The 24171-nt window shown below is 46.4% G+C and carries 24 protein-coding genes; 14 read left to right on the forward strand and 10 right to left on the reverse strand.

Annotated elements, in window-relative coordinates:
- Window positions 1–158: 158 nt before the first annotated feature.
- Window positions 159–446: a transposase gene (locus tag EKM89_RS11475; protein WP_003688751.1), complete on the forward strand. Its 288-nt coding sequence runs from the start codon at window positions 159–161 to the stop codon at window positions 444–446.
- 23 nt (window positions 447–469) lie between these two features.
- Window positions 470–1348: an IS3 family transposase gene (locus tag EKM89_RS11480; protein WP_010011610.1), complete on the forward strand. Its 879-nt coding sequence runs from the start codon at window positions 470–472 to the stop codon at window positions 1346–1348.
- A gap of 31 nt (window positions 1349–1379) precedes the next feature.
- Here EKM89_RS11480 and EKM89_RS11485 read toward each other — a convergent pair whose 3' ends face one another.
- Both EKM89_RS11485 and EKM89_RS11490 read right to left on the reverse strand, forming a co-directional pair.
- Complete coding sequence (locus EKM89_RS11485; protein ID WP_191988768.1) at window positions 1380–1757, reverse strand: transposase; 378 nt, start codon at window positions 1755–1757, stop codon at window positions 1380–1382.
- A gap of 37 nt (window positions 1758–1794) precedes the next feature.
- Window positions 1795–2196, reverse strand: a complete 402-nt coding sequence (locus EKM89_RS11490) for a hypothetical protein (protein ID WP_125688675.1) — start codon at window positions 2194–2196, stop codon at window positions 1795–1797.
- A 195-nt stretch (window positions 2197–2391) separates the two neighbouring features.
- Here EKM89_RS11490 and EKM89_RS11495 point away from each other — a divergent pair, with 195 nt between their 5' ends.
- From EKM89_RS11495 to EKM89_RS14245, 3 genes are all read left to right on the forward strand, one after another.
- On the forward strand, window positions 2392–2634 hold the full coding sequence (locus EKM89_RS11495; protein WP_125688677.1) for a hypothetical protein: 243 nt from the start codon (window positions 2392–2394) through the stop codon (window positions 2632–2634).
- 506 nt (window positions 2635–3140) lie between these two features.
- The gene (locus EKM89_RS14240) at window positions 3141–3455 is read left to right on the forward strand and encodes a GNAT family N-acetyltransferase (protein WP_225421874.1); all 315 of its coding nucleotides are present in this window, start codon (window positions 3141–3143) and stop codon (window positions 3453–3455) included.
- Window positions 3456–3520: 65 nt separating this feature from the next.
- Window positions 3521–3805, forward strand: a complete 285-nt coding sequence (locus EKM89_RS14245; RefSeq protein WP_225421875.1) for a hypothetical protein — start codon at window positions 3521–3523, stop codon at window positions 3803–3805.
- 407 nt (window positions 3806–4212) lie between these two features.
- On the opposite strand, the gene EKM89_RS11505 is transcribed toward EKM89_RS14245, so the two are convergent.
- Window positions 4213–4791, reverse strand: coding sequence for a TetR/AcrR family transcriptional regulator (locus tag EKM89_RS11505; protein WP_125688679.1), 579 nt, complete (start codon window positions 4789–4791; stop codon window positions 4213–4215).
- A gap of 115 nt (window positions 4792–4906) precedes the next feature.
- Between EKM89_RS11505 and EKM89_RS11510 the strand changes: the two genes are divergently transcribed.
- Window positions 4907–5941 carry an SDR family oxidoreductase gene (locus EKM89_RS11510; protein WP_164510581.1) on the forward strand — a complete coding sequence of 345 codons (1035 nt, stop codon included), beginning with the start codon at window positions 4907–4909 and terminating at the stop codon, window positions 5939–5941.
- Window positions 5942–6236: 295 nt separating this feature from the next.
- Here the strand turns inward: EKM89_RS11510 and EKM89_RS11515 are convergent, their stop codons facing one another.
- Both EKM89_RS11515 and EKM89_RS11520 read right to left on the reverse strand, forming a co-directional pair.
- On the reverse strand, window positions 6237–7841 hold the full coding sequence (locus EKM89_RS11515) for a cation:proton antiporter (RefSeq protein ID WP_125688683.1): 1605 nt from the start codon (window positions 7839–7841) through the stop codon (window positions 6237–6239).
- A gap of 399 nt (window positions 7842–8240) precedes the next feature.
- Window positions 8241–8816 (reverse strand): TetR/AcrR family transcriptional regulator, encoded by a 576-nt coding sequence (locus tag EKM89_RS11520; protein WP_125688685.1) that lies wholly within the window; start codon window positions 8814–8816, stop codon window positions 8241–8243.
- Between the two features lie 147 nt (window positions 8817–8963).
- Here EKM89_RS11520 and EKM89_RS11525 point away from each other — a divergent pair, with 147 nt between their 5' ends.
- Both EKM89_RS11525 and EKM89_RS11530 read left to right on the forward strand, forming a co-directional pair.
- On the forward strand, window positions 8964–9155 hold the full coding sequence (locus EKM89_RS11525; RefSeq protein WP_125688687.1) for a hypothetical protein: 192 nt from the start codon (window positions 8964–8966) through the stop codon (window positions 9153–9155).
- Window positions 9156–9662: 507 nt separating this feature from the next.
- Window positions 9663–10256, forward strand: a complete 594-nt coding sequence (locus tag EKM89_RS11530) for a Fic family protein (protein ID WP_164510582.1) — start codon at window positions 9663–9665, stop codon at window positions 10254–10256.
- A 70-nt stretch (window positions 10257–10326) separates the two neighbouring features.
- Here EKM89_RS11530 and nrdG read toward each other — a convergent pair whose 3' ends face one another.
- Together nrdG and nrdD are read right to left on the reverse strand one after the other, a co-directional pair.
- Entirely contained in the window at window positions 10327–10908 is a 582-nt protein-coding gene (gene nrdG, locus EKM89_RS11535; RefSeq protein WP_125688691.1) for an anaerobic ribonucleoside-triphosphate reductase activating protein, read from the reverse strand.
- Entirely contained in the window at window positions 10841–13060 is a 2220-nt protein-coding gene (gene nrdD / locus EKM89_RS11540; protein ID WP_125688693.1) for an anaerobic ribonucleoside-triphosphate reductase, read from the reverse strand. The genes nrdG and nrdD overlap by 68 nt, the downstream gene beginning before the upstream one ends.
- Window positions 13061–13434: 374 nt before the next feature.
- On the opposite strand from nrdD, the gene EKM89_RS11545 reads away from it, so the two are divergent.
- Entirely contained in the window at window positions 13435–14292 is an 858-nt protein-coding gene (locus tag EKM89_RS11545) for an AAA family ATPase (protein WP_125688695.1), read from the forward strand.
- 125 nt (window positions 14293–14417) lie between these two features.
- On the opposite strand, the gene EKM89_RS11550 is transcribed toward EKM89_RS11545, so the two are convergent.
- Window positions 14418–14897: a MerR family transcriptional regulator gene (locus tag EKM89_RS11550; protein ID WP_125688697.1), complete on the reverse strand. Its 480-nt coding sequence runs from the start codon at window positions 14895–14897 to the stop codon at window positions 14418–14420.
- Window positions 14898–15001: 104 nt separating this feature from the next.
- Here EKM89_RS11550 and EKM89_RS11555 point away from each other — a divergent pair, with 104 nt between their 5' ends.
- The 5 genes from EKM89_RS11555 (at window position 15002) to EKM89_RS11575 (ending at window position 22103) form a co-directional block, all read left to right on the forward strand.
- Window positions 15002–15739, forward strand: a complete 738-nt coding sequence (locus EKM89_RS11555; protein WP_125688699.1) for an SDR family oxidoreductase — start codon at window positions 15002–15004, stop codon at window positions 15737–15739.
- A gap of 433 nt (window positions 15740–16172) precedes the next feature.
- A complete protein-coding gene (locus EKM89_RS11560; protein WP_125688701.1) occupies window positions 16173–19088 on the forward strand; it encodes an MSCRAMM family protein in 2916 nt (971 codons plus the stop codon).
- A gap of 5 nt (window positions 19089–19093) precedes the next feature.
- Window positions 19094–20563 (forward strand): pilin N-terminal domain-containing protein, encoded by a 1470-nt coding sequence (locus EKM89_RS11565; protein ID WP_125688703.1) that lies wholly within the window; start codon window positions 19094–19096, stop codon window positions 20561–20563.
- Between the two features lie 43 nt (window positions 20564–20606).
- Window positions 20607–21392 carry a class C sortase gene (locus EKM89_RS11570; protein WP_125688705.1) on the forward strand — a complete coding sequence of 262 codons (786 nt, stop codon included), beginning with the start codon at window positions 20607–20609 and terminating at the stop codon, window positions 21390–21392.
- Entirely contained in the window at window positions 21393–22103 is a 711-nt protein-coding gene (locus EKM89_RS11575; RefSeq protein WP_125688707.1) for a class A sortase, read from the forward strand.
- Window positions 22104–22352: 249 nt separating this feature from the next.
- Here EKM89_RS11575 and EKM89_RS11580 read toward each other — a convergent pair whose 3' ends face one another.
- Both EKM89_RS11580 and EKM89_RS11590 read right to left on the reverse strand, forming a co-directional pair.
- On the reverse strand, window positions 22353–23099 hold the full coding sequence (locus EKM89_RS11580) for a DUF6994 family protein (RefSeq protein ID WP_125688709.1): 747 nt from the start codon (window positions 23097–23099) through the stop codon (window positions 22353–22355).
- Window positions 23100–23499: 400 nt separating this feature from the next.
- Window positions 23500–23994, reverse strand: a complete 495-nt coding sequence (locus EKM89_RS11590; protein WP_125688713.1) for a DUF4411 family protein — start codon at window positions 23992–23994, stop codon at window positions 23500–23502.
- Window positions 23995–24171: the final 177 nt, after the last annotated feature.

The raw sequence follows: 24171 nt of genomic DNA on the forward strand, positions 1-24171 counted from the left end.
AAGGAAGACATTGAAGTGATGTGGCTTCCCATCACGTGAGTATAGCGTCATCTCTTCCTTCCAATCCACTTGGGCTGTGGGCCTAGAATAAAAAGTGTACAAGTTAAATGGAGACTCTGATTTAGTATAATTAAGGAAGTAAATTGGAGGATCAAATAATGACGAAGCACAGTTATGACAAGGAATTTAAGGAACAGGCCGTTCAGTATTACTTAGATAACAAGGATCACATGACCATGAATGAAATAAGTAAGAATCTAGGTATTGGGGCTAGTACATTACACAAATGGATTAAGCTGTTTACTGAGACTGGGGAGTTTGGCCGTGGCTCTGGTAATTTTGCCAGCGATAAGGACAAGGAGATTGCACGACTAAAGCGTCAACTTCGTGACGCTGAAGGAGCGATCGAAGTGTTAAAAAAATCAATCGGGATTCTGAGCAAGTAACTACCGAAAAGGTATACCAAGAAATGGACGTTCAGCACGCTTTGGAATCCCACCCTTCCATCAATGGTATGTGTGATTATGTTGGAATCTCAAGAAGTGGTTACTATCAACGAGAAAAGCGTCATAATCACCAATCACCGCGAAAGCTTCGGAAGAAGTTTATTCAAGGTGAAATTAAAGCAATTTGGCTCAAAAGCCTTTGTATTTACGGTGCCGGCAAAATCACCCAAGAACTTCGCTCAAAAGGATATAAGATCGCTGAACGAACTGTTGGTAAGTATATGCGTGAACTTGGCATTCACGCCGTTTACCTAACCCCTTGGACGACTACCACTCGCAATTCTAAGTTTGATAAACAGCTAATAAATATTTTAGACGAGCAGTTCAATCCATTGCGACCAAACGCCGTTTGGTGCATTGACACCACTTATATTCCAGTTCATGACGGATTCGTTTATTTAACCAGTATTATGGACTTGTACTCCCGACGGATCATTGGTTGGGACTTATCTGAAACCTTGGAGGTATCGAATGTCATCCCGCTTATTGAAAAGACTAAGCACAGTCGCCATATTAGCAAGCCATTAATCATGCACAGTGATCGTGGTAGTCAGTTTACGTCTGAAGCTTACAATCAAGTTACAGCTAACATGACATTAAGCTATTCAAAGAAAGCTTATCCTTGGGATAATGCCTGCATTGAGTCGTTTCATGCCTTGATTAAGCGTGAATGGATAAATCGGTTTAAAATCCATTCATACTCCGAAGCTAAACGACTAGTTTTTCAGTACATTGAAACGTTTTACAACACAGTTAGAATTCACAGTCACTGTGGATTCAAATCACCAAAGCAACTTGAAGATGAGTATCAAACTCAAATTCAAAATTTAGTCGTGGCATAGGACAAAAAAGTCTCTATTTAAATTGTCTATTTTATTGACAGGGGACCACTGATAGGCCAGGCGTGTGTTCGATACGTATCGTAGCCTTATGAATTTTTTCTTTTTTGAGACCAGCACAGTAGTCGCGAACAATCGTGTACTGACCAGTAAATCCCTTCTTTTGAATGAATTTGAAGATAGCCATGGCTGAACAGCTAAGTTCAATCTTATCTTCAATAATGTCTCGGTAAGCATCAAGCTTACTAGGGCGCTTTGTTGGTTTCTTCAATGTCATTGGAGCTTTTGCTTCTTGAAAAGCTCGTTTGGCAGTGCGGTAATCAACCCCGTATTGTCGGGCTAAAGCAGCGTAGTTAGGTTTTAAATTGTTTTTCACGTAGGTCTGTACTCCTTCTCGAATATCATGTCTCACATCGATAACCTCCTTGGTCCCAATGTGATTTATGATATCAAAAAATGTAGGAAAAACGACAATTTCTAATTGCCATTTTCCTACATTTTACAACCGCCATATACATGTACATGAGTTTATGGCCTTTTAGTTTGTAATATGTATTGTTGTATTTATCAAGATAGGTGTACTCATAGCCACGTACTTTGAATACGCCTCCGCCGATTTTTTTATATTTGACATTTTTTATGTAGTATTTTCCAGCTGAGTAGACATGAATAGTACTCTTAGAAATTTTTTGACTTTGATAGGGAAGCTTCCATTTTCCGCGAATAGTCTTAGGTGTTCCTTTGTGCCATGTGGAAGCCTGAGCTGGTTGAACTGTTTCAATTAGCGGGGTAAACGTTGAAACTCCTAGAATGGTAGTCGCCATAAGAGCAACTAGTTTTACTTTTTTCATGGGTAATCCTCCTCTTTCGATAATTTTAGTATACAAGAGTCATCAGCCTATTCAAGTGAGCAATCGCACGTATTTTTCCTTATGAATGACCCAATGAAAATGAATTATCCTTTTTTTCAAATATATATTATTACCATGAAGGCTTAGTGTATCAAGCGCTAAGCCTATTTTGTATGCACAGGAGGATACTGAATCATGAGTAAAAACATCGTTTATGATGCTCTATTTCCAATTTACCAAGAGTTAAGTGATCTGGTTGGTGAGGAGAATATGTTGAAAATTTATGGCTATTGGCGAGGGTCACAGTTTAGTCTACCGATGCGGTTGTATACCCCCAAGAAGTTGCGACCAATTTTAAAGGCATCAAGGGCTAGTAATAAGGATTTAGCTAGACTATATGGGTACTCTGAGCGTTGGGTTCGGGATAATCGTCGGTAAGAAGCGCGTGCAGAACGCAAGGAAAGTGTAAGTACCTTTGTAAGGTCGTTAAGCAGTTACGAAAAGAAGCTCAGTTTAGTGGTAATGGAATCAAATAGAAGATTGGTAGAATTCTTTACGCAATTTTAGTATGATGAATTGTTAATTGGAGTGCAACAATAATTTCATTCAAATCTGCTTTTAATGAGAAGCTCTCCACCAAACATAGCTCTCTTACACTTGGTACTAATTGATTAAGTTTGAGGCCTAACACTAAGTTCACATGTACTGGTCCGTTTCCACGAGTAAGGCCTAAAGCAACTTCTAAGACAAGAAGGCGATAGTGAATCTAAAACTATCCTAAGCGTTTAAAAGGCCAGTACATCAGCGTTCTTCTTGACAAAACGTAGAAAAATATGATGGAACCGAATAATAATATTTTCATCCAAGCAATCATTCACTTTTTAAGTGACTTTGGTTGAATCCTATATTAGAATATGATTAGAGGATGTCGAGGAGGATAAAAAATGGTTAGTATTCAAGACTACACGCCGGACCTAAAGGAAAGTTGGCTCCGTTGTCGCGCATTGGCTTACATGCACAGCTCGTTTACCGATGAGATCACTGATCAGCGGGATGATATTCCCGCAAACCGTAGAATCTCTTTAGTCGCAACAAGTGACAAACAAGTCGTTGGTCTGGTTGATGCCGTCTATTTGGATGCGACTCAGGCCAATCCCGAAAGCTATGGTTTTAAGGCGGGGACTGTGCTGACCACGCTTGATGCGGTGGCTACGCATCCTGACTACCAGCATCGGGGGATTGGATTGCAAGAGATTTAATCAACGAGGTTATTCGCCGACTACAGCCACGCGGTGGGGAACTCCTGATTTATACACTAGATGACGTGCCAGCAAACAGTCTGTATCGTTCACTTGGTGCGCAACTGTGCTATCAGGCGTCGATTGTGACTGCCCATAGCCGTCACAATCGAGTAGCCCTGTGGACTGACTTCAAAGTCAATGCTGAACATGAAGTTGATGTTTACGACACGGATGGGAACCTGGTCGATTACGCAATTGATTCGGAAACGTACTACGTTGGTCAGAAAAGACACATTGCCGAACTGGACAAGATCACTAAGATTTCGACCGAGCACGTGTACACACTAAAGCTATCAGATGAAGCTTAAATTGCCTAACTTTGCTGCTCGGATAAGTAATGACGGCCTGATGCGCGCGGTTACTAGTAAGTTTTAGAGATATACATATGGCTCGATCTAAAAATGACCGACTAGTGATGCACTTCATTATCGGTCACTTTTTTACGCAATTCTCCCTAGTTTCTCAGAACTAGCCCATCCGCCACCAGCCGTTCAAACGCCGTATGAACAGCCGGTTCAACCTGATTCGTCCCCGGTAAATAGTGAATACTTTCCGTCCTGGCCGGCAATGCTGTCTTGTAATACCATTTCTGCCACCGCAAGAAGTCCAGTATATGCTACAACCGAGCCATTTTGGCCACCAATTTTTGCTCGTGGTCTGCTAAGAAGTCATTGCAAGGTGGTGACACTGGTCATGCACCGGTCTCGGCAAGCAATCAATACTCACTCTCACGGGACTCGGCTTGCAGGGCAGCCATCGTTGCGGTTTGAAACGTGGCAATTAAATCATGAATCGTCGTCAGGGACTCTTGTTGACCAGTTAGTAGCCATTCCCGCCAGATACGGTAGATACCAGCAGTCATAAATTGTGTCCAGTACTTCTGCTGACTTTCAGTCGCGCCGTTCCAAGTCATGGTAGCCGCGTAAAAACGGACCATATTTGTATCAAATATTTGTTGGATAACGGGCTCGAATCCCCGTTCTACGGCTAACCTTAGGGTCGGGGTGAGCTCCGTGAAGAAGGTTGTCAAGTTCACTAATTTTTGTTCCTGTGGGATGTGGGCCAAGACATCATCGAATCTAGTGGTCAAAATTGGCTCAAAATGTGCCGTCAACACGTCTGCTAAAGTGGTAAAGTTCCGGTAAAAAGCCATTCGACTAACGCCCGCGCGTTTGACTACCTGGGTGACGGTCAGATCGGCTAAGTCGTTGGTGGCCAAGAGTTGTAGGAGGGCTGTTGCGAGGTAGTCCTGTGAATCCTGTTTAAGTGCTTGTGCATGTTTTGTCGCTGCCATTACAGATGCTCCATTCTGTCAGAGATGCTCGTTTTCAGCTTGAAAAGGAAGTATCGTCATTGTAAGCTATCTTCACAGACGTTACAAGTGAAACGAAAGCGAGCGTGAATTAATCATGAAAAAACAATTAGTCGTCGTTACCGGTGGTAGTGGCTTTATCGCCGTTCACATCATATTACAATTACTTCAACAGGGATATGCCGTCCGGACCACAGTCCGGTCGTTACAAAAGACCGCATTGATTCATGAAATGTTAGCCAACGGGGGCGTGACGGATTTCAGTGCCCTAACCGTGGCTGAAGCAAATTTGAACAGTGATGCCAACTGGAACGCAGTCATGCAGGGGGCGACGTACGCAATCCACGTGGCCTCACCGACGCCAAACCGAGTGTTTAAGGATGAAATGGAAATGATCCAACCAGCCGTCGATGGTGTGTTGCGGGTTCTGACTGCTGCGCGTGACGCCGGGGTCAAACGGGTCGTCTTAACATCTGCTTACGGCGCTATTTTTGCTGGCCATAAGAACCGGACAACGCCTTATACGGAAAATGATTGGTCGAACCTTGATGCAAAAAATGTTCATCCTTACCAGAAGTCAAAAACGTTGGCGGAACGAGCTGCCTGGAAGTTTATCAAGACGGCCGGGCGCGGCATGGAACTGGCTGCGGTCAACCCAGTCGGTGTGATGGGACCGGTACTCGCCAGCGATTATTCCCATTCAAATGTACAAGTTCAGCAGCTACTCGATGGTCAGATCAGGGCAGTTCCTCAGGTAGATTCTGGCTATGTGGACGTTCGGGATGTAGCCAGCCTGCACCTGCTAGCAATGACAGCGCCACAAGCTGCCGGTGAGCGCTTTTTAGCGACGACTGGTGAGACGTTATCAATGCTGGACGTGGCCAATATTTTACGAGTAGCTTTTCCAGCCCTTGCGGCAAAGTTACCGACTAAAACGATTCCAAATGTTGCGGTTAGGGCGGCCGCGGTGTTCAAACCCGATTTAAAAATGATTGCGTCTATTGTGGGTGGGTACGCAGAAACAAGCAACGCCAAAGCCGTTAAGCTATTGAATTGGCACCCCCGGTCAGCGAAAACGGCAATCGTAGCGACGGCCCAGTCGATGATTGACTTGGGAATCGTTCATCCTTAGATTACTGGTAGAATAGGCAACTTGGCGTTAATTTCTAGGTCGGTATGCTAATATCAGATTAGTCATTGGAAGCTCACTAGGGATCACGCTGACAGATTTAGAGGGGCCATCCAAGTCTCGTTTGGTCGGTTCGCATCGTACCTTACTAGTTGATGCGGTTAGTGTTGACGGAGCAGGCTTAGCGGGCATTTAGGATTAATGAGGGATTGCCATATCACAAATGATGCGGCTTTAAACAAAACTACCAGGTAGCCATGATGACTATACTGGTAGTTTTGTTGTATTTATAGATTCACTACCGCACCACGCCATAACCCAGAATGACCATTTCCGCCATACCAATCTCTCGGTACAGCTCGTTGAAGAGATCCTCGTTGATGGCGTGATGTTCCTCGTACTGTTGTAGCAAGTAAACCCGTTCCGACTGGAAAACGTTGCGGTAAATGACCATCAACTCCCGTAACTGATCCGGCGTGTATTCCGGGTGTTGGACCATGCGGCGCCACTCTGCCCAAAACTGGGGGACGGTCGTATGACCATTTTGGGAACGCAGGTCAAAGGTCACGGCGTCCTTAGATTCCTGAGAAATAGGCATCGTCCACAACGTTTGAACGCCGACTTCAATCATTTGCTCACGAACGGTCGCCAGCTGAGTAGCCCCATCGACGTCGACCTGTATCTTGGGCAAGAGCCACCGGAAAATGACAGTGGGTACGACTAGACTTAAAATAATCAGCAGACTTTCCGACATCAAGACTAAGTTGAAGTCGGCCGTTTTGACTTGCGTTTCAGCCACAGTAAAGGCCAAGGCAAACGTGACGGCACCGTGAATACCACCTAAGGCAAAAATCCAGGCCTCGCGTTTGGAGATATGGTGAACCAGCCGGATGTACACGTAGCGGGCCAATAGGTTAGCGAGGTACAAGATGATCCCTATCGCAATCCAGACCAAGGAACCGTTGTATGACACGGATTGATCTAAGGTGGTTCGCAAGATCATAATTCCCAGAACGATGAAGACGATACTGTTCAGCACGTCACTGAGTAGCCCGACCAACGCGTAGATATCGTTGGCCAATTGCGGATTGGCTAGCGCGCTCCGCTCTCCTTCAGCGTTGTGTACTAGGCCAGCAAAGACGACGGCGATGATGCCGGACACACCGATGGCTTCCGCGCCAAAGTACAGCACGAACGGCGTCATCAGGTAAATCACCTTTAGTGGGGTCCCATTATTATACGTATTATTAATGAAATTAACCTTCGAGCGCAGCATAAATTGGCGCACATACACAATGGCGCCGCTGATGAGGCCACCAAAGACAATCCCACCACCAGCTGAATAAATGAAGTCGCCCAGCGTTTGCGAATAGTTCACGTAGCCGTTGACGTACCAGAGGATGGCCATGTTCAACAGGATAATCCCGGAGGCATCGTTGAATAGCGACTCCAATTTGAGACCGATTCCCTCGCGCGTTGGCAATTCACGGCCCATCGTGACCGATTCAGTTGCCGTCGCGTCCGTGGGCGTACTGATGGCTGCTAAGATGAAGGCTAAGGGTAAGCCGACGTTGGTTAGTAAATGTGTGCCTAACCCGGCAACAACGGCGCAGAGAACCACCATTCCAACGGTTAAACTAATAATTTCACGAACGTGGCGACCAACTAAATTTAGCCGCGTATTTTGACCCTCAAAATAGAGCAAGGGCGAAACGATTAAACCAATAAAGATGTCTGAATTAAACCGCGCTACTAAGCCATTCAGCAGGGGAGTCAGTGCAATGATGGCCCCCAGTAACATGCTCACGTAATTGACCGATAAGCGGGGCAGCCACCGTCGATTGATCACAATACTCAGCATCGCTGCGATGACCAGCACGCCAGTTGAAATTAGAAATGTCATGTGAATTCACACCTTTTTTAAGTTGTCTAACAAATATTGATTATTAGTGACTTGGTGAACATTGTAAAGTAAAAACACTTCCGGTCAATGCGGGAGTGTTGGTTAAGGCAATGGGGGAACACAAGATTAGCACTATGTGTTAAATACATATCCCCACATGGTGTTAGATGTAATGTCAAAAAAGGAGTCTGGGAGAAAACCCCAGACTCCTTTGCTATCTCTGAATTTACGTTGCTGAAACGTGGGACAAAAGGCAACTGGCTCCGCTTAAAACGGATAACCAAATAATCCAATCCCGGGATTATTCGGTTATCCGCCTTAATGCTCGCCGGCTAATCGCCTTTTGTCCCACTCTCGTTTTTTGTCAGGAGTTTCAGAGTACCATTTCTTTCACGAAGATTAATCACGATAGAATTCCGGGAAGGTCTGCTCGATATTACGGCTGAGTAGCTGCACGGTGAAGGTGACGCAGGCCGGATCGTTACGGTCAATCAACGAGGGATCAACCAGTAATGAAATCATGCCATTTAGTAAAAAGGTGAGTCTGATATCATTTTCTCGGGTAGGGTCTAGCCGACCTACTGCGTAGATGGCCGTTTTAAAAAGGTGGAGCAACACCTTTGGAAAGTCGGGAGCAAATCGTAAATTTTCTGGCTTTAGCAGGGCGAGTTGTTCTGGTTGGAGTGCTGGGCTTTCAGCGAATAGAAACTCACGGACAAAGGCCTGACTATCTAGAAATAATAGGGGATATGCCGTTGATTTTTGGATGGCCTCATTGGCGACTGTGGCTAACAACTCATCGTATAAGGCATAGATATCGGCGTAATGTAAATAGAAGGTTCCTTTATTAATAAGGGCCGTTTGCGCTAGTTCGGTAATTGTTATTTTATTGACGGTTTTTTTAAGCAATAGTGCCAAGCCAGCCTGTTGAATAGCCCGCTTAGTTTTAGTGACGCGTAGGTCTGTTTTGGACATCGTCAAGTTCCTTTCGAGATAAACGACAATTAGGGTGAATCGTTCATTAATCATCGATTGCGCTAGACTGATGATTGTTTCTTAGCCTTTAATTTTATAGACTGAGCTTATGGTTGATAATGAAATTAACAAGAAGGAGCATGCTTAATGTTAACCTACAAAATTGGTGATTTAGTTTTAGCAAAATTAGGGACCACGCCGCTGGTTGGAGTTGTCGTCTACAAGGACGTCAAGCGTAGCCGTTATTTAATTCGTTTTAGCGGGGTCCAGCAGGATTACTATGCGGAAGATGAGCTGACGTCATACGTGCCAAACGAGAACCCTTGGGCAAAGAAATAACTTAGGATATGGGATTATTGAGTTGTGCAAAGGGCACAACCAAGAATCCTATTTTTAGCTAATACGATTATGAAGGTACAAGCGTCTTGGGTAAAATTGACAATCACTGCAGTTGAACACGGATCATTAACTGGGAATCCAATAGCCAATGAGCACAGTCAGCCGGTAATGGTGAGTGGCAGAGTTGGAACGTGAACCCGCCGATTCCAAGGCTGCATGTAAGGGTTACTTCTGAGCATTAGTATAGCATATTCAAGTCAAAGGCTCTTCGTCATTGCAGGTGAGCCTGTTATGGGTCGCCGACATGAAATTATGGGAAGACTTCGTAAAGAATATCAAAAACTTCAGACAAAAGGTGAAACAGTAAAAGACATGCGACTTCCGGATTGATTACGGTTAATTTCTAGCTGTAACTGTGCTAAACGCAACACAATAGTCGGCGTAAGGAGGGCTAAAGCAGTGGCATACCCTGACTAGTATCACATGACCAAAAAGCAGGCCCAATTCATGGCCAAAAAGAATTTAGTCAACTTAGTCTTTTCAACATCTAAATTTGAAGGCACGCGAGCCACGCTGTCCCAAACACGAACCATTATCGAAGGTTTAGGTGTCTCTGGTGTGACGACGGATGATATTATTACAATCGTCAACTTAAAGCGTGGGTGGCAATTTGTCATCACCAATGACGCCCCTTACGTGTTGGCGATCAGTAACCAGATCAATGTGCTCGTGGCTAAAAATGATTCGTTAGAACCGGGGCACGTTCGGGCTGGAAACGTCATGTTAGACAACACGGAATACGTCCCACCGGTTCCTGAAATAGCAAGAGTTGCCCCCGCGATTAGGGGTATTTTAGAAGCCGAAAACAAGACATTTACTGAGCGCTTATTGGATTTATTATTGACGATGATGTGCCAACAATTTTATTGGGATGGCAACAAGCGGACCGCGTTTTTAACGATTAATTATTTAGCAATTGATGCTGGGGTGGGCCTATTTAATATCAATGAAAGTCAGTTAGAAGCGTTCAATAATCTATTAGCAACGTTCTATGAAACGGGTAATGGCGATGACTTCAACCAACGTAAATTTCGAGATTAAAAGAGACGCCGACATTTTACGCAGATGTCGGCGCCTATTTTTATATTTGTTTCACGTGAAACAAAAGTCATTAGTGGACGAGTTTGTCCCAAATCACCACATCGTTGGCGGCTAGTGATTGCGGAACATCAATGATGCGCTGATTACTGCTGCCGCGGAACTGTAGCGTGAGGTCCTTTTCCGTTTCCAAGAAGCGACCGTCGATCAGAATGTCGATCAAGGACAGCAGTTCTAATTTATCAGCGGAATCTTGGCGGAGTTCTTCCCACGTGTAGCCTGACCAGGACCAGATGTCCTTAGTATGACCAAACTCCCGGCGAATTCGCCGACAGAGGTGGATGGCAACTTGCGTGTTCAGGAAGGGTTCACCACCCAACAAGGTCAGGCCTTGCACGTAGCTTTGGCCGAGGTCCGTCATGATCTGGTCTTCTAAGTCCTGAGAATAGGGTTGGCCGTAGTGAAAGTTTTGCGCGGCCACATTGTAGCATCCGGGGCAGTGAAAGGGACACCCACTCAAGTACAGGCTGCAGCGCACCCCTTCACCATCGACAAAGTTAAACGGCTTATAATCGGCCACATATTGCTCACTTAAGGTTGCGGCTAGCCATTCTTTGGGCATCGGATTGTTTGGTTTTCTCGTAGGTCGCGGCATGCTGAATCATCTCCGGAGACATATTTTTTTGACGGGACGTAATTTCAACGTGCCGTCCGTGAACCATGGGCCGTTGTTGCGGATTTCCCAGGTAACCACAGGTTCGTTTGACCACGTCACAGTACTTAGGGTCGTGGTTACCGCACTGAGGACAAACAAAGCCACGTGAAGTTGCGGTAAATTCGCCCTTGAAGCCACACTTAAAGCATTGATCAATAGCGGTGTTGGTGCCGAGATAACCGACATGGTCGTATGCCCAATCCCAAACGGCTTCTAAGGCCTTGGGATTCTGGCGAAGGTTGGGGTATTCGCAGTAGTGGATGAAGCCGCCCGACGCGTATTGCGGGTAATTTTCCTCTAAGGTTAATTTGTCGAATGGCGACGGGTGCTTACGAACATCGTAGTGGAAACTATTGGTGTAGTATTCCTTATCGGTGACGTCAGGAACGCGACCGAACTTAGCAATGTCGTCACGACAGAACGTGTCGGTCAGCGATTCAGCCGGTGTGGAATATAGGCTGTAATGGTAGCCACTTTGTTGCGCCCAAGCATCGCACTTCGCCCGCATAGCCTGCACAATTTTTTGTCCAAAGTCACGAGCAACGGGATTATTTTCCCAGTCTGGTCCGTAAAATGTCGTGCAGACTTCATAAATGCCAATATAACCTAGAGAAATGGTCGCGCGTTGGTTCTTAAATAGATCGTCAACGTGATCGCCAGGTTGTAGCCGCTTGCCAAATGCGCCGTACATATATAGAAGCGGTGCATTTTCTGGCTTGGCTTGTTTGGTGCGTTCAATGCGGTAAGCCAACGCTTGATGACAGGTTGCCATGCGTTCCTCGAATATTTCCCAAAATAGGTCTTGGTCACCGTGTGCTGAGAGCGCAATGCGGGGTAGATTTACGGTGACGACGCCTAAATTCATTCGCCCAGAGTTGACCTCCACGCCGTTCTCGTCGCGCCAACCTTGGAGAAACGAGCGACATCCCATGGGCGTTTTAAAGCTACCCGTGAGTTCTTTGATTTTATCGTACATCAAGAGGTCGGGGTACATCCGCTTGGTGGAACAGGTGATGGCCAGTGATTTAATGTCGTAGTTTGGATCCCCAGGGTTCAGGTTCAAGCCCCGTTTGAGGGTGAAAATCAACTTAGGGAAGATCGCCGTTCGGTGTTCGCGACCGAGGCCCTTGATGCGGATCTCCAGGATGGCTTTCTGAATCTCGCGTTCTAACCAGCTCGTTCCCAAGCCGAAGTTAACGGTTGTAAAGGGGGTCTGTCCCTGTGAAGAGTACAGGGTGTTGATTTCGTATTCCAAAGCCTGCATGGCGTCATAGATATCTTTCTTGGTCTTGGTCCGTGCAAAGGCTACTTGCTTGGCGGGTGCCACCCATTCGCGGGCATCAGCGAGATGCTTTTGATAGTTTAATTCGGCATAGGGGGCCAGCAACTGGTCGATGCGGTTTGCTGAGCAACCACCATATTGTAAAGAAGCCACGTTAGCAATGATCTGCGCCATTTGGGCGGTCGCCGTTTGAATGGACCGGGGCGATTCGACCTCAGCATTTCCAATCTTGTAGCCGTTCTTAAAGAGACCGTCAAAGTCGATCAAGCAACAATTGGTTTCTGGCGAGACGGGTGAGTAATCGAGATCGTGCCAATGAATATCGCCTCTGAGATGGGCTTTAGCAACGATACCGGGCAACATTTTAAGACCAAGGGCACGATTGACCGCACCGGCCTCTAGATCGCGTTGGGTGTTGAATACGTTGCTGTCCTTGTTGGCATTTTCGTGGATAACATTGGCGTCCTGAGCGAATAGTCGGTGGATGCGACCCTCAACGTCGGTTGCACTGGCGAAGTGTGCTTGATCGGCCGCAAAGTGTGCTTGGTAGTCCGCAGCGGCGACCGGTAGACTAAACTGCTGAAAAATCGCCATTAAGGTGGCCCGCAAATCGTCCGTTGTGACGGCTGTCGCTGCGTGGTAGTGCGCCACCAAAGCCTGCGTCACGGTAGCTTGTTGGTCGGCTGTTAAGTGAAGTTGATTGAGGACAAAGTCAATCTTATAGGGATGAAATTGCGTCTGGGTCCCGTCCCGTTTGGTCACGGCTAGCACGCGTAAGGCGGCCAGTCCGTTGGTTTTGAGTGTCATCATAGCATAATCCCCCACATCTAAAATAAACATCTTTTGCTACCATTTCTGGTAGATTCCTTGGTAACCAATACTATATATGGTAGCTCATTTTACCATCACTGCCTACCTCGTTTCCCCCATAAGTGGCGGAATGGTTAGGTGTTTATGGGAGAATGGCGCTGAGCGTCGAAATAAAATGACAAAAATCGGGTGACTGGTTAAACCATCCTGCCCGGTAAAAATTTCAGGCAACTGTGTTTTCAAATACAGTGTTATTGCGGTTAAGATTAGGCGAGGTCGCCCAGTCAGCACCTTACCGGCTGGCAGATAGTGACTGGTTAAGTCTAGGTGTTCCTGATAGGATGGAAGTAGTTATTGAATGGGGAGGGAGCAGCATGCTGTACCTAGAGGATTTTACAGTCGCGACCGAAGACGATGAGTGGCAATTCTTTCGGCACCAGAAGAGTCGGGCATTCTCGGATTACTATCCGTTTCAACTTTTTCCAGATAAGCAGGTGCCCGTACTAAAGTTCGAGCCAGTGACCATTCTATATGGTGATAATGGGTCGGGAAAATCGAGTCTACTCAATATTATTGCTAAGAAACTCGGTCTAAAGCGAGGAGCACTGTATAATCGGTCGAGCTTTTTTGAAAAGTACGTAACACTCTGCGACTATACAATGCACGTGCCCTTACCGAAACAATCAGCCATTATGACTAGCGATGAAGTGTTCAACCATATGCTGGATCTGCGGGCGTTAAACCAAGGAATCGATGACAAACGTGAGGATATTTTCAAGGACTACCTGGATCATAAATTTGGTAATTTTCAGTACCGAAATATGGCTGACTACGATGAGCTGAAGAAGACGTTGGAGATTCGCCGAAAAACGCAGTCTCGTTACACGCGAGAGCACTTACAGAAGAATGTGACTGAGCGATCAAATGGCGAAAGCGCGATGCATTTTTTTGCCGAACGGATTCAGGATAATCAACTGTATCTGCTAGACGAACCGGAAAATTCACTGTCACCAGCTCGCCAACAGGAATTAGTGCGGTTGCTAGCGGACAGTGCCCGGTTTTTTGGCTGTCAATTTATCATTGCAACGCATTCGCCATTTTTGTTATCGTTACCGGGCGCTAAAATTTATGATTTGGATGTGGTGCCGGTTGTAACGAAGCAATGGGTTGAGTTGCCTGAAGTGCAGGTGTACGCGGACTTCTTCAAGGAAAACCAGGACAAATTCGAGTGAAGCGTCCGGGTCAGCGGCGAAAGAAACGATAGCCTGCCCAAATGGCGTATCAGTTTTTTTTAGACAAAAAAAGCGACAGCCTTGAAGTGCTCGCCGGCCAACCGCCTTTAGTCCCATTCCCGTTTTCACTCAATTTTTCCAAGTTCCACTGGACTAGCCCCATCGGCCACCAACTGCTCAAATGTTGCATGTACCGCGGGGTCAACCTGGTTCGTGCCCGGTAAATAATGAATACTTTCCGTTCCGGCCCGTAACGCGGTCTTGTAATACCACTTTTTCCAGCGCAGAAAGTCCAGCGTATGCTGCAACCGAGCCATCTTGGCCATCAATTTCTGTTCGTGGTCTGCTAAGAAGTCGTAGCGGGCCTGCAAGGTGGTATCACCGGTCATACACAGGTCGATGAAGCTACCAATCTGTTTGACCGGAACGCCGGCTTCTTTGAGGCAGACGATGACTTCTAGAAAATTAAAATCATTATCTTTGAAGCGCCGCCGCCCGGCTTCATTTCGATCGACGAAGGGTAAGAGGCCCTCCTTGTCATAGTAACGGAGGGTATAGGGACTGATGGCTAGCTTTGCGGCCACTTGGCCAATCGAATAACTCATAGATAAAACTCCTTTTTTAATTTATGGGTTGACTTAGAGCTGACTCTAGATTCTATACTACCATTAATCAATCAAAGACAGACCCTTTAGGAGGACTTATTATCATGAGTGAAACAAAACCATTAGTTGTCATCACTGGCGCCAGTTCAGGTTTTGGCGCAGAAGATGCCAAATTATTCAACGCCGCAGGTTTTCCGTTACTATTATTAGGACGACGGGTAGAGAAAATCAAAACACTACCATTAGATTTCAGTAATGTCATGACTGCAGCTGTCGATGTAACCGACCAGGCGGCTTTGAAGGCAGCTATCGAGATGGCCGAAGCCAAGTATGGCGCCACCGACCTACTGATCAATAATGCCGGCGTCATGCTGTTAGGTAACGTACAACGGCAGGACCCTAAGGAATGGCAAACGATGCTCGACACCAACGTCATGGGCGTGCTCAACGGAACGCAGATTGTCTTGCCAGCAATGGTTGCGCGGCAGCACGGGACCATCATCAACATGTCATCTATCGCTGGGTTCAAGGCCTTCGCCAACCATGCGGCTTACGTTGCCAGCAAGTTTGGCGTTCATGGCTTATCCGAAACCATTCGCCAGGAAGTCGCCAATGACAATGTCCGGATTTCCTTGGTTGCACCGGGTGCTGGTGAGACGGAGTTGCTGACCCACGTTACGGATGCCAGCGCCTTAAAGGACTATGAGGCCTGGAAGGAAACGATGGGTGGTTTAACGTTAGATCCGAAATACGTGGCACAAACGGTTAAGTTCATCTACGATATGCCGCAAGAAGTTAACGTGCGGGAGATTGATCTCGCCGCGACACGCCAAGATAGTTAAAGCAGGTAAATTAAAGCCAACCGGATTCATTTCTGGTTGGCTTTTTTATGCTGCTAGGATGGTGATTAGCGGGTTATCGTGGCGCAAAATCCTGTTTCACGTGAAACAGTAGCAACCAACATCTCCGCTATCGCCGCAGTAAAGTTATACGTCTTAGCGGCCTATGCAAGTTGGGGGCCCGTCATGGCAGTTCGTGCATAGGTACCTGTCAAAGAGAGTCAAGGTTAGCGACTCTTCTATAGTAGAAAACAGCATACTTAACGGCTTTGTTAATTTAGATGTCGTTACAATACATTTAGCGTGTAACACAACAACTGAGTTAATAGTATTATATTTTACATATGATATTCATAACTTTTTCATATTTGCTTGGTATTCTTAGTTCATTGAATAACAAGACAGCTAGACACCCGCTTGATACGGAGGAGTGCCCATGAAAAAATGGCTAAGAATATTTTTCCTAGTAACTTGTCTCATTGGTTTGACGTCGGTTATGCGAATTCAAGCGAATAAGCGTGAAGGCGTCATTCGAACAGCGGCCCTCCAAGATAAATCTGGCGAGGACGTTAAAAGTATCACAAGTCATCAGCCCGAGGAGTTGCAAGTGGCAATGACGCTCAGAGTTCCGACCGGGGACACGGTGATTGCGTTAGAAAATCAAGAATACGCAAAATTTGTTGCTGAAGAGATTACCGATTTAGAGGCGGACAAGGACATCACAGCAGAGATCGATCAAGAGGGGCGACTACTCCTCAATAGCGATCATGACCAGGTTCAAAAGGTGGAATTGGTCGTTCCCATCAACCTAGCTGACCCCCTGCTGATGGACCAGTTACAGCTTGAATTACAGGTTGTGAATAAGAATGAAACGTACGAACTTGCCGCGCTTGCCGTCAAAGCCGATAGCGATGCTGGCTCAGAGGCAGCAGCGGGAAGCGACAATGATAATGACAGTGACAAGCCGACTACTGACAACAATAGTAATAGCAACAGTGATAGCAGTAGCCAGGCCACGTCAAGTTCAGAATCAGCTGCAAACACGACGCGTCAAAATTCACAGTCGGCCAAGCAACGCTCCCGGGCGACGAAGTCCAAGACACCAGCGACGTCCAGTAGCAAGTCAGCAAGTGAAGAAGCCACTGATGACGATGCGGATGCTGACGCGGATACCGCAACCAAGACGAGTCGGGTGAGTCAAGCGGCAAACCCGCTTGATAACCTGACGGAACCCGCGATTAAGATTCAGCGGGGGCAGGTCAAAATCGGGAGCTGGTCGGATGATATGAAGATTGGCGGGACACTCGCAACGCAAGCGGGCGTTGCGATTTACAACAAGTCGTCAGGTGCCGATGGCAAAAATGTTGCCGGCTATTACGCGAATGAACTGTATAGGACGCACTATTATGTTTCTTACCAGCAAAAAGAAAATGCAAAATCTCATGCCATGGTCTTTGAAAAGGGTACCGATTTGGATGGGGAAACAATTATCGTATATTATCCGGACGTTGGTGCCTATACCACTTCAGGTGAGGAAAACGAGCCAGATAAGAAGATGGGGGCAATCATCGAAATTTCCAAGCTGGTTTACAGCCCGAACCTTGCAGATGGAAAGGACGCCTACATTGACCTTTCTAGCAACTTCTATTCCGGTATCGTGTATAACGGAATTCAGCGTTTCGACTTGGATATCACGTTTACGAATGAAGACGGTACTAGGGCCCTTAATTTTCCTGGGCGAGATGGTACCGACTATAAGTCTTACTTCACGTTTGGTTCGTTAAATGGGAATGAAAAGGGTCGCCACGAATGGGCCGGGACGAAGTTAAAGCTACCAGCTAAACTGTCTGCTGATACGATGGTTAAAGATCGCGGAAATGGCTGGTACGAAGGCATTGGTGAAGGCATCTATACTAAAGATAAGGATGGCAACTATTTACCCTATACCGGAGAAAACCAATGGGGGGACTTCCTAGGGTCAACCAATTACGAAAAGGGTGCGGTTTCCTTCCCGTTAGTAAATGTGAAACACGAATTCATGTTAAGAAGTGATGCCGGCTTCACGTGGCAGTCATTCTCCACTGGCTCGATTGTTCCCCTAAAGCCTGATAAACCACGGAAAACGGTTCACCGCACGCCGGATTTTGGTCTTGAGAACAACAACTTAGACAACGCGGAGATTAGTCGTGATAGTGATGATCTTAGCAAATTTTACTACACGGTTTATCAACCCACGTACAGTATTCCCGATGACTCGATTGCGAAGCCAAATAAGATCACACTGACGGATACGCTCCCCATTGGAATGAAGACTAAACCTAAAATGGTTTGGTTATACAATACGGATGGCACACGGATGAAAAACGTAGAGCGTGGTAAGGTGACCGTCGAGGGTCAGAAGGTGACCTATGAGTTGTCAGATAGAGAAATTGAAACGCTAGAGTTTAATGGCAAGCCCTTTGCCTTTCAAATAAAGGTAAAGATCGACGATGATTTTGTCGGAATCTTTAAAAATAAGGCTAATGTTAAATTCGATTCGGGCGTTGGCTACGAGTGGGATAACGACACAAATGAAGTGGTGACAGAATTTTACCGCAGCTTAATTTTGAGGAAACTGGGTGACAGCCACTGGAACCCAGACCAAACCGAGAAACTTGCTGGCGTTGTCTTCAATATTGAAGGTGGCGATGACAAGCGAAAAGTCACGACCAATGACGACGGCGAAATCGTGTTGGATAAAATGAATTCGAAAGAAACGTATACGTTCACTGAAGTGGTTCCAGCGGGCTATGTAGCGCCTCAAAAGTTCACCTTAGCCTTCAACGCAAGCGAAAAACGTTGGGAAATCATTGGTGATTCAGCACAGGTCGAAATTTCCAATGACCGGAACCAAGTGATTACCGTAACGAACCAGGTTGTACGAGGGGGCTATCGATTCCAGAAAGTTGATGGCACCGACGACACGCAGCTTGCGGGTGCCGAGTTTATCATCCGCAACAAGGATAAAAAGTACTTGAAGTTTGACGACGATGGCAAGCTGGTCGGCACGGCGGAGAAGCCTGAAGATGCGACGAAGCTGAAAAGTTCCGCGAGCAAAACGATTCAAGTGACGGGACTGCCGTACGGCGACTATGACCTCATCGAAGTCAAGGCACCAGCCGGTTATGTGATTGGCGCAACACACAAATTTACCGTTTCAGAAAAGTCAGTAAAAAATGTCGAAATGATAAAGAATGAGCCTTACAGCCTACCTGTAACTGGCGGCCAAGGGATCATCTGGTTCATTGTTTTAGGGATCATGCTCACCCTATCGTCTCTCGCCATTTGGCGCACTCACCCTAGAGGAGGATAACCCATATGAAATTCACAAAATTACGACAACTGGCCCTGGCAACCTTTGCCTTCTGTGGCCTCACGTTAGGCGGTCAGATGACTGCAACAGCTAGTGACGCAACGCCAAGTGAAGTCACGATGGTTCTGCATAAACTGGAAAATAAAACCGGCGCTGAGCTTCAAAATACCGGGGATGAAATCACATCCCTGGGGGAGCTAATTCCCTATGATGCCGACACGTTTGGTAATGTGACCTATAGTATCTATGATGTGACCGACCGGTTCGAAGGTGCCGATGGCAAGGGTCAAATGACTAGCGAAGATTTTAAGGAAAAACGAAACGCGCTGATTAACGAAATTACAGGGAACAGTGCGACCCCTGAGGATATACTCCAGGCCCAAGAAACCTTCGTGAAGCAAAATGAGTTGAAGCTCGTTGCGACACAGGAGTTAGGCGGCAAGAGTGGCGTACTAGAATTTAAGCAGAAGCTAACGAATAGCGGGTTCTACCTGATCATGGAAATGGACGCGCCAACTGATCACCTGACGAAGTTGTCGGCGCCGATGATTGTGGGGTTACCATTGAACAACAAAGACACGATTCACCTCTACCCAAAGAACGTTGTTGCTGATAACGTGGACCCGACAATTCATAAGGTGGGGATTAATCCGGAGGCGCCGACTAGTAACGACCACATTGTCCTAAAGGATGTTGAATTCGAGTTGAAACGCGAAGATAATCAACCGTTGGCAAACGGAGACCTGACCACAACGCTGACCACTGGTGACAACGGAAATGTCGAATTTGGCGGCCTGAAAGCCGGTGTGTGGTACGTGCTGACAGAATCCTCGATCGCCAAGTATCCTTGGTACCAGCAAACGGAAGTTCGGGATGAAAAAATCTCTCTGAAGTTTACGGTCGATAAATTCGGCAACATCAAAGACTACAAAACGAGTCCAAGTGCAGACTATTTCAAGATTAAAGGCTCAGAGATCGGCATCGTGAATTACCTGATTCTGGGTGAAGCTAAATTCCAAAAGATTGACGCGAGTTCTGAGAATGCTTTGGCCGGTGCGAAGTTTAAGGTCCAAAGTATCGACAAGGATGGCAAGATTGCTTGGGCAGTCTTCGATGGCAATCAGTTTGTGAAATGGGTCGACGATAAAGCTGACGGCACTGAACTAGTATCTGGCGCAGATGGGAATTTTGGAATCACTGGTGTGCCTTACATTTACGACAAAGAGGTACGTCAGGTCACGCAGTATAACCTAGTCGAAACGCAAGCCCCAGCCGGCTATGCCCGCTTGAAGCACGCGACTGAGTTTAAAATTGACAATGGCGAAACGACGGAAATTGAGACGAAGGTTATCAAAAACAAACGCTACGCCCTGCCAATCACTGGGGGGATGGGTATCTGGCTGTTCCTCCTCGTTGGGACACTCCTAATGGGTGGCGCAGGTTACCTGTACTACCGGCAACGAAAAGCAACGTAAGGTCGGCAGTCACTCGGACAACTAGAGAAGGGGGGACTCCCACATGCGAAAATGGCTAGCAATCTTACTCTTCTGCTTGGGCCTGGGCCTGATCGGCTACCCAGTAGCAAGTAACGTCGTGACCCATTGGCGGCAGCAGGGGGTCCTCGTGGCGTATAAGAACCAGCTGCAGACAGCAAGTACGAAACAACTTAAGGCGCTCCAAGGCGCTTTACAGCAGCAAGCGACGGATAATCAGAGTACCACGGTTAAGGATCCGTTTGAGAAGGCGAGTAAAGAGTTCATTGAGACGAAACCAGTGGCGCTAGTGGCGATTCCCAAAATCGACGTGGAGTTACCCGTATTTGTTGGGACTAGTGAAGAAGTTATCCAGAAATATGCCGGACTGGTTCACGGAACGGATATTCCGCAGGGTGAAAAGGACCAACACAGTTTGATTACAGCCCATCGCGGCTTACCTGGCGCGCAACTTTTCACTGACCTTTGGCGAGTGAACCGCGGTGACCGTTTTTACCTCAAAAATGCTTACGGGTTGATGACCTACCAGGTGACCACGATTCGAACGGTGAAGGCGGCAACGCGGCAACCCATCAGTCGGTCGGCAGCGAAGAACCAGGTGACGCTGATGACCTGTACGCCGTATATGATCAACACGCACCGCTTGCTGGTGACCGGTGAACGAATTCCAAATGAAACTGAGACGATTCCTAAAGGCAAGTTCGTCTGGACCCGCTACAAAAAGGTTGCGCTGGTGTTAGCAATTCTGGTGCTCGTGGCGGGTGCCTGGGGCGGATATCGCCACTACCGTCGAAGAAGGGAGGGAAGCTAAATGGCAACAGGTAAACGACAGGCAAAGCGGGCTTCCCTCTGGCTGGCGGTGGTGATGTTTCTCATCGGGGGTGGGCTGATTCTCATAGGATTGATGCAAAATCCTTCGGTGACGTGGCTGAGTGACGCGGCAACACAGGGGATGACGGCCGAAAGTGTCCAGGCGGCAACCAAAACGGCACAAGATGAGCAGGGCAGAACGGATCCCTTCAACTACGCGAAAACGGCGCAGCTGACCCCACTAGCAGTTGCTGGTTATGGCTTACGCGAGTTGACCGGGACCAGTGACTACGGCGCAATCGGCCAGCTGCGGGTTCCCGCGGTGGGATTGGACTTACCAATCGGGGTCGGCGTTAGTAATGACGTGCTGGTTAGAGGCGCAGGAACCTTGAAGGCAGATCAGCAGATGGGCCAAGGAAATTATGCGCTGGCGGGGCACTATATGACCACACAGCGACTCCTATTTTCCCCGCTAAAAGGCGTCCGCAAGGGAGATAGCGTGACATTGACGGATAAGCGGCGAGTTTATCGCTACCGGGTCACACGGGTTGAAGTGATTGACCGCCATAAAGTCGACGTCATCGACGATGTTCCCGGAAAAAAGCTGGTGACCCTGATTACGTGTAACTCGGCTAGGCGTGGCGAACCGAAGCGGTTGGTGGTGCAAGGGGAGTTGCAGTCGGTGAAGGCGGCTGAGGGCGTAAGTAACTGAATAGAATTGAGGCGGTACCTGATGCGGGTGCCGCCTTTTTTGATGCTATTAGCACCACATATAAGATTAGATAAGTGTGGTTTTAGTTCGATTTCAGAAAGCATATGATAATCGGACGCAATTCGGGCGTAATAAAATTAAGTGAAAATTGCATGGCAAGTTGGAACCAAAGATAAGCAGAATATGGTGGGTATCAGAAACTGGCGGTTGTCTGGTACCCTTTCTTGGTTGGAGTTGTTCAGCGATAGGTTAAGAAAATTTGTGTAGTAGGTTCCACATGCGATTACCACGGCTTGAAATAATTTCTGTAGCAGCCTGAACATAGGCTTCAAAACTAGGTTCTTCTGATAGCTTAATAATATTTTGGGAAGAAACATAGTTGTCAGAAAAGAAGTCATCTAGATTATTCATATGTACAAAATTAGTCATGTTATCAAAACATTGAAAATAGTCTCGCCGACTGTTTATGGCGGTTAGTAATCTATCGTCACTTTCATTATTATCTGAATAAAAGAGGTTCGTCGCTACGAGATACTTGTCGAAGTAATCAAAGTAGGGGGGCAGTGAACGTTTAGGATTGATGCCACCGTGAATGGGAAGAATACCAAAGTTTCCTAGTTGATAGTTGTTGCGTACTTGATAGTAGGGGGCGCCATGCTTGTAAGTTAACTTAACCTCCAAAAATTGATGCTTGCTGTTAGGCGTATATTTACTTATGATTCTTAGGATTTCTAACTGTACTTTACGATCCAGATTCCGGTAGTTGCGACCATAGTGATCCCTTATTGCGATGCGGTAAGTATTTAAGGTGTCACCAGCATCAGAATGCCTGTTATACCAAGGATAAAGTTGATTATAGATGCCATTTATTAGCATACATCGATCAGGTTCACTGTTTTGTGTTAGAAAGTTAAATTGGGTGGCCTGATCCTGATCCATGCTGAGAAATTTTGATAAGTCTATTGGATGGTCAAAAGAATTTTGATTGTCTGGCATAGGATATCCTTCTTTTTTATTGGGAATAGTCAGGGAATATCTTTCAATATTTGATGACTGAAAGTTAAAAGCTTCAAAATATTCAATATGACTGTTGTAACAACAATACGGGGACTAAAATTACGTCATATTGGCGAGTCATCGCCTTACTGGCCGGCAGATATGAGCCGGAAACGGTGCGAATACGATTTGAAGCCTCGAAAATACCGAGTCCCCAAGCTTGGTTTTCTACTAAGCCGGCGGGCAGAACACCCACTGACTAAGTAGAACGAGGCGCCTGCTGCAACTGGTTAGCGGTGACGACTCCCACTGTCGCAAGAATAACATGAATATTTTAACTTTCAGCCTCAGACAATAAAAAATAAGCTAGCAGTTAAACTAGCCCAGAGTGATATTAGAATTAATTGGCTACAAAGTGTTCTTGTTTTAAAAATTCCCAGAAAGATTCTGTAGAGACACCAAAGTGTTGTGCGACGAATGGAATCTTTGGTTCATTGTTGGTGGCTTTTCCATTAGGACCGGTATTATTTTCATCAGTAATAATCGTGTATGAATTTTTCATAGCACATGCAATCAGCCAAGGATCTGCCTTTTCATACTTCGAGGTCCATTCTTGGTAGCCAGCCGGTGTCCATAATCCAGACCCTGAAAGATATTTATTGACCTGCGTGTATTCCGAAATACAATCATCAGCTGTGGTAACCCTTTTACTATAGTTATATTTGGTCCAGTTACATAGATCATCGGGTTTTGAAATTAGTTCGTCATAGACGCGATCCAGCATATAAAAATTGGGAACTTTTAGAAAAAAATGCCAAACGACAGGGAAAAACTGTTGACGATAAAAACGATTGGAATTAATGAGTATGTTTGAATCTATTAAATAACCATTCATGCGAAAGCCTCACGTTCATTAAAAGTCTCAACCGTCTTATCGAGCATTTTGTAACTGATACCAATGAGGGATGCCGCCTGGGTAGGCTGTAAGGTACCTCTTTTATATGAAATAAAGAATATTTGGGCGCACTAAAACATAACGCTCGAATCTGCGAAAAAATTCTAGTATACTTGT

Source organism: Levilactobacillus fujinensis, assembly GCF_003946335.1.
Taxonomy (GTDB): Bacteria; Bacillota; Bacilli; order Lactobacillales; family Lactobacillaceae; genus Levilactobacillus; species Levilactobacillus fujinensis.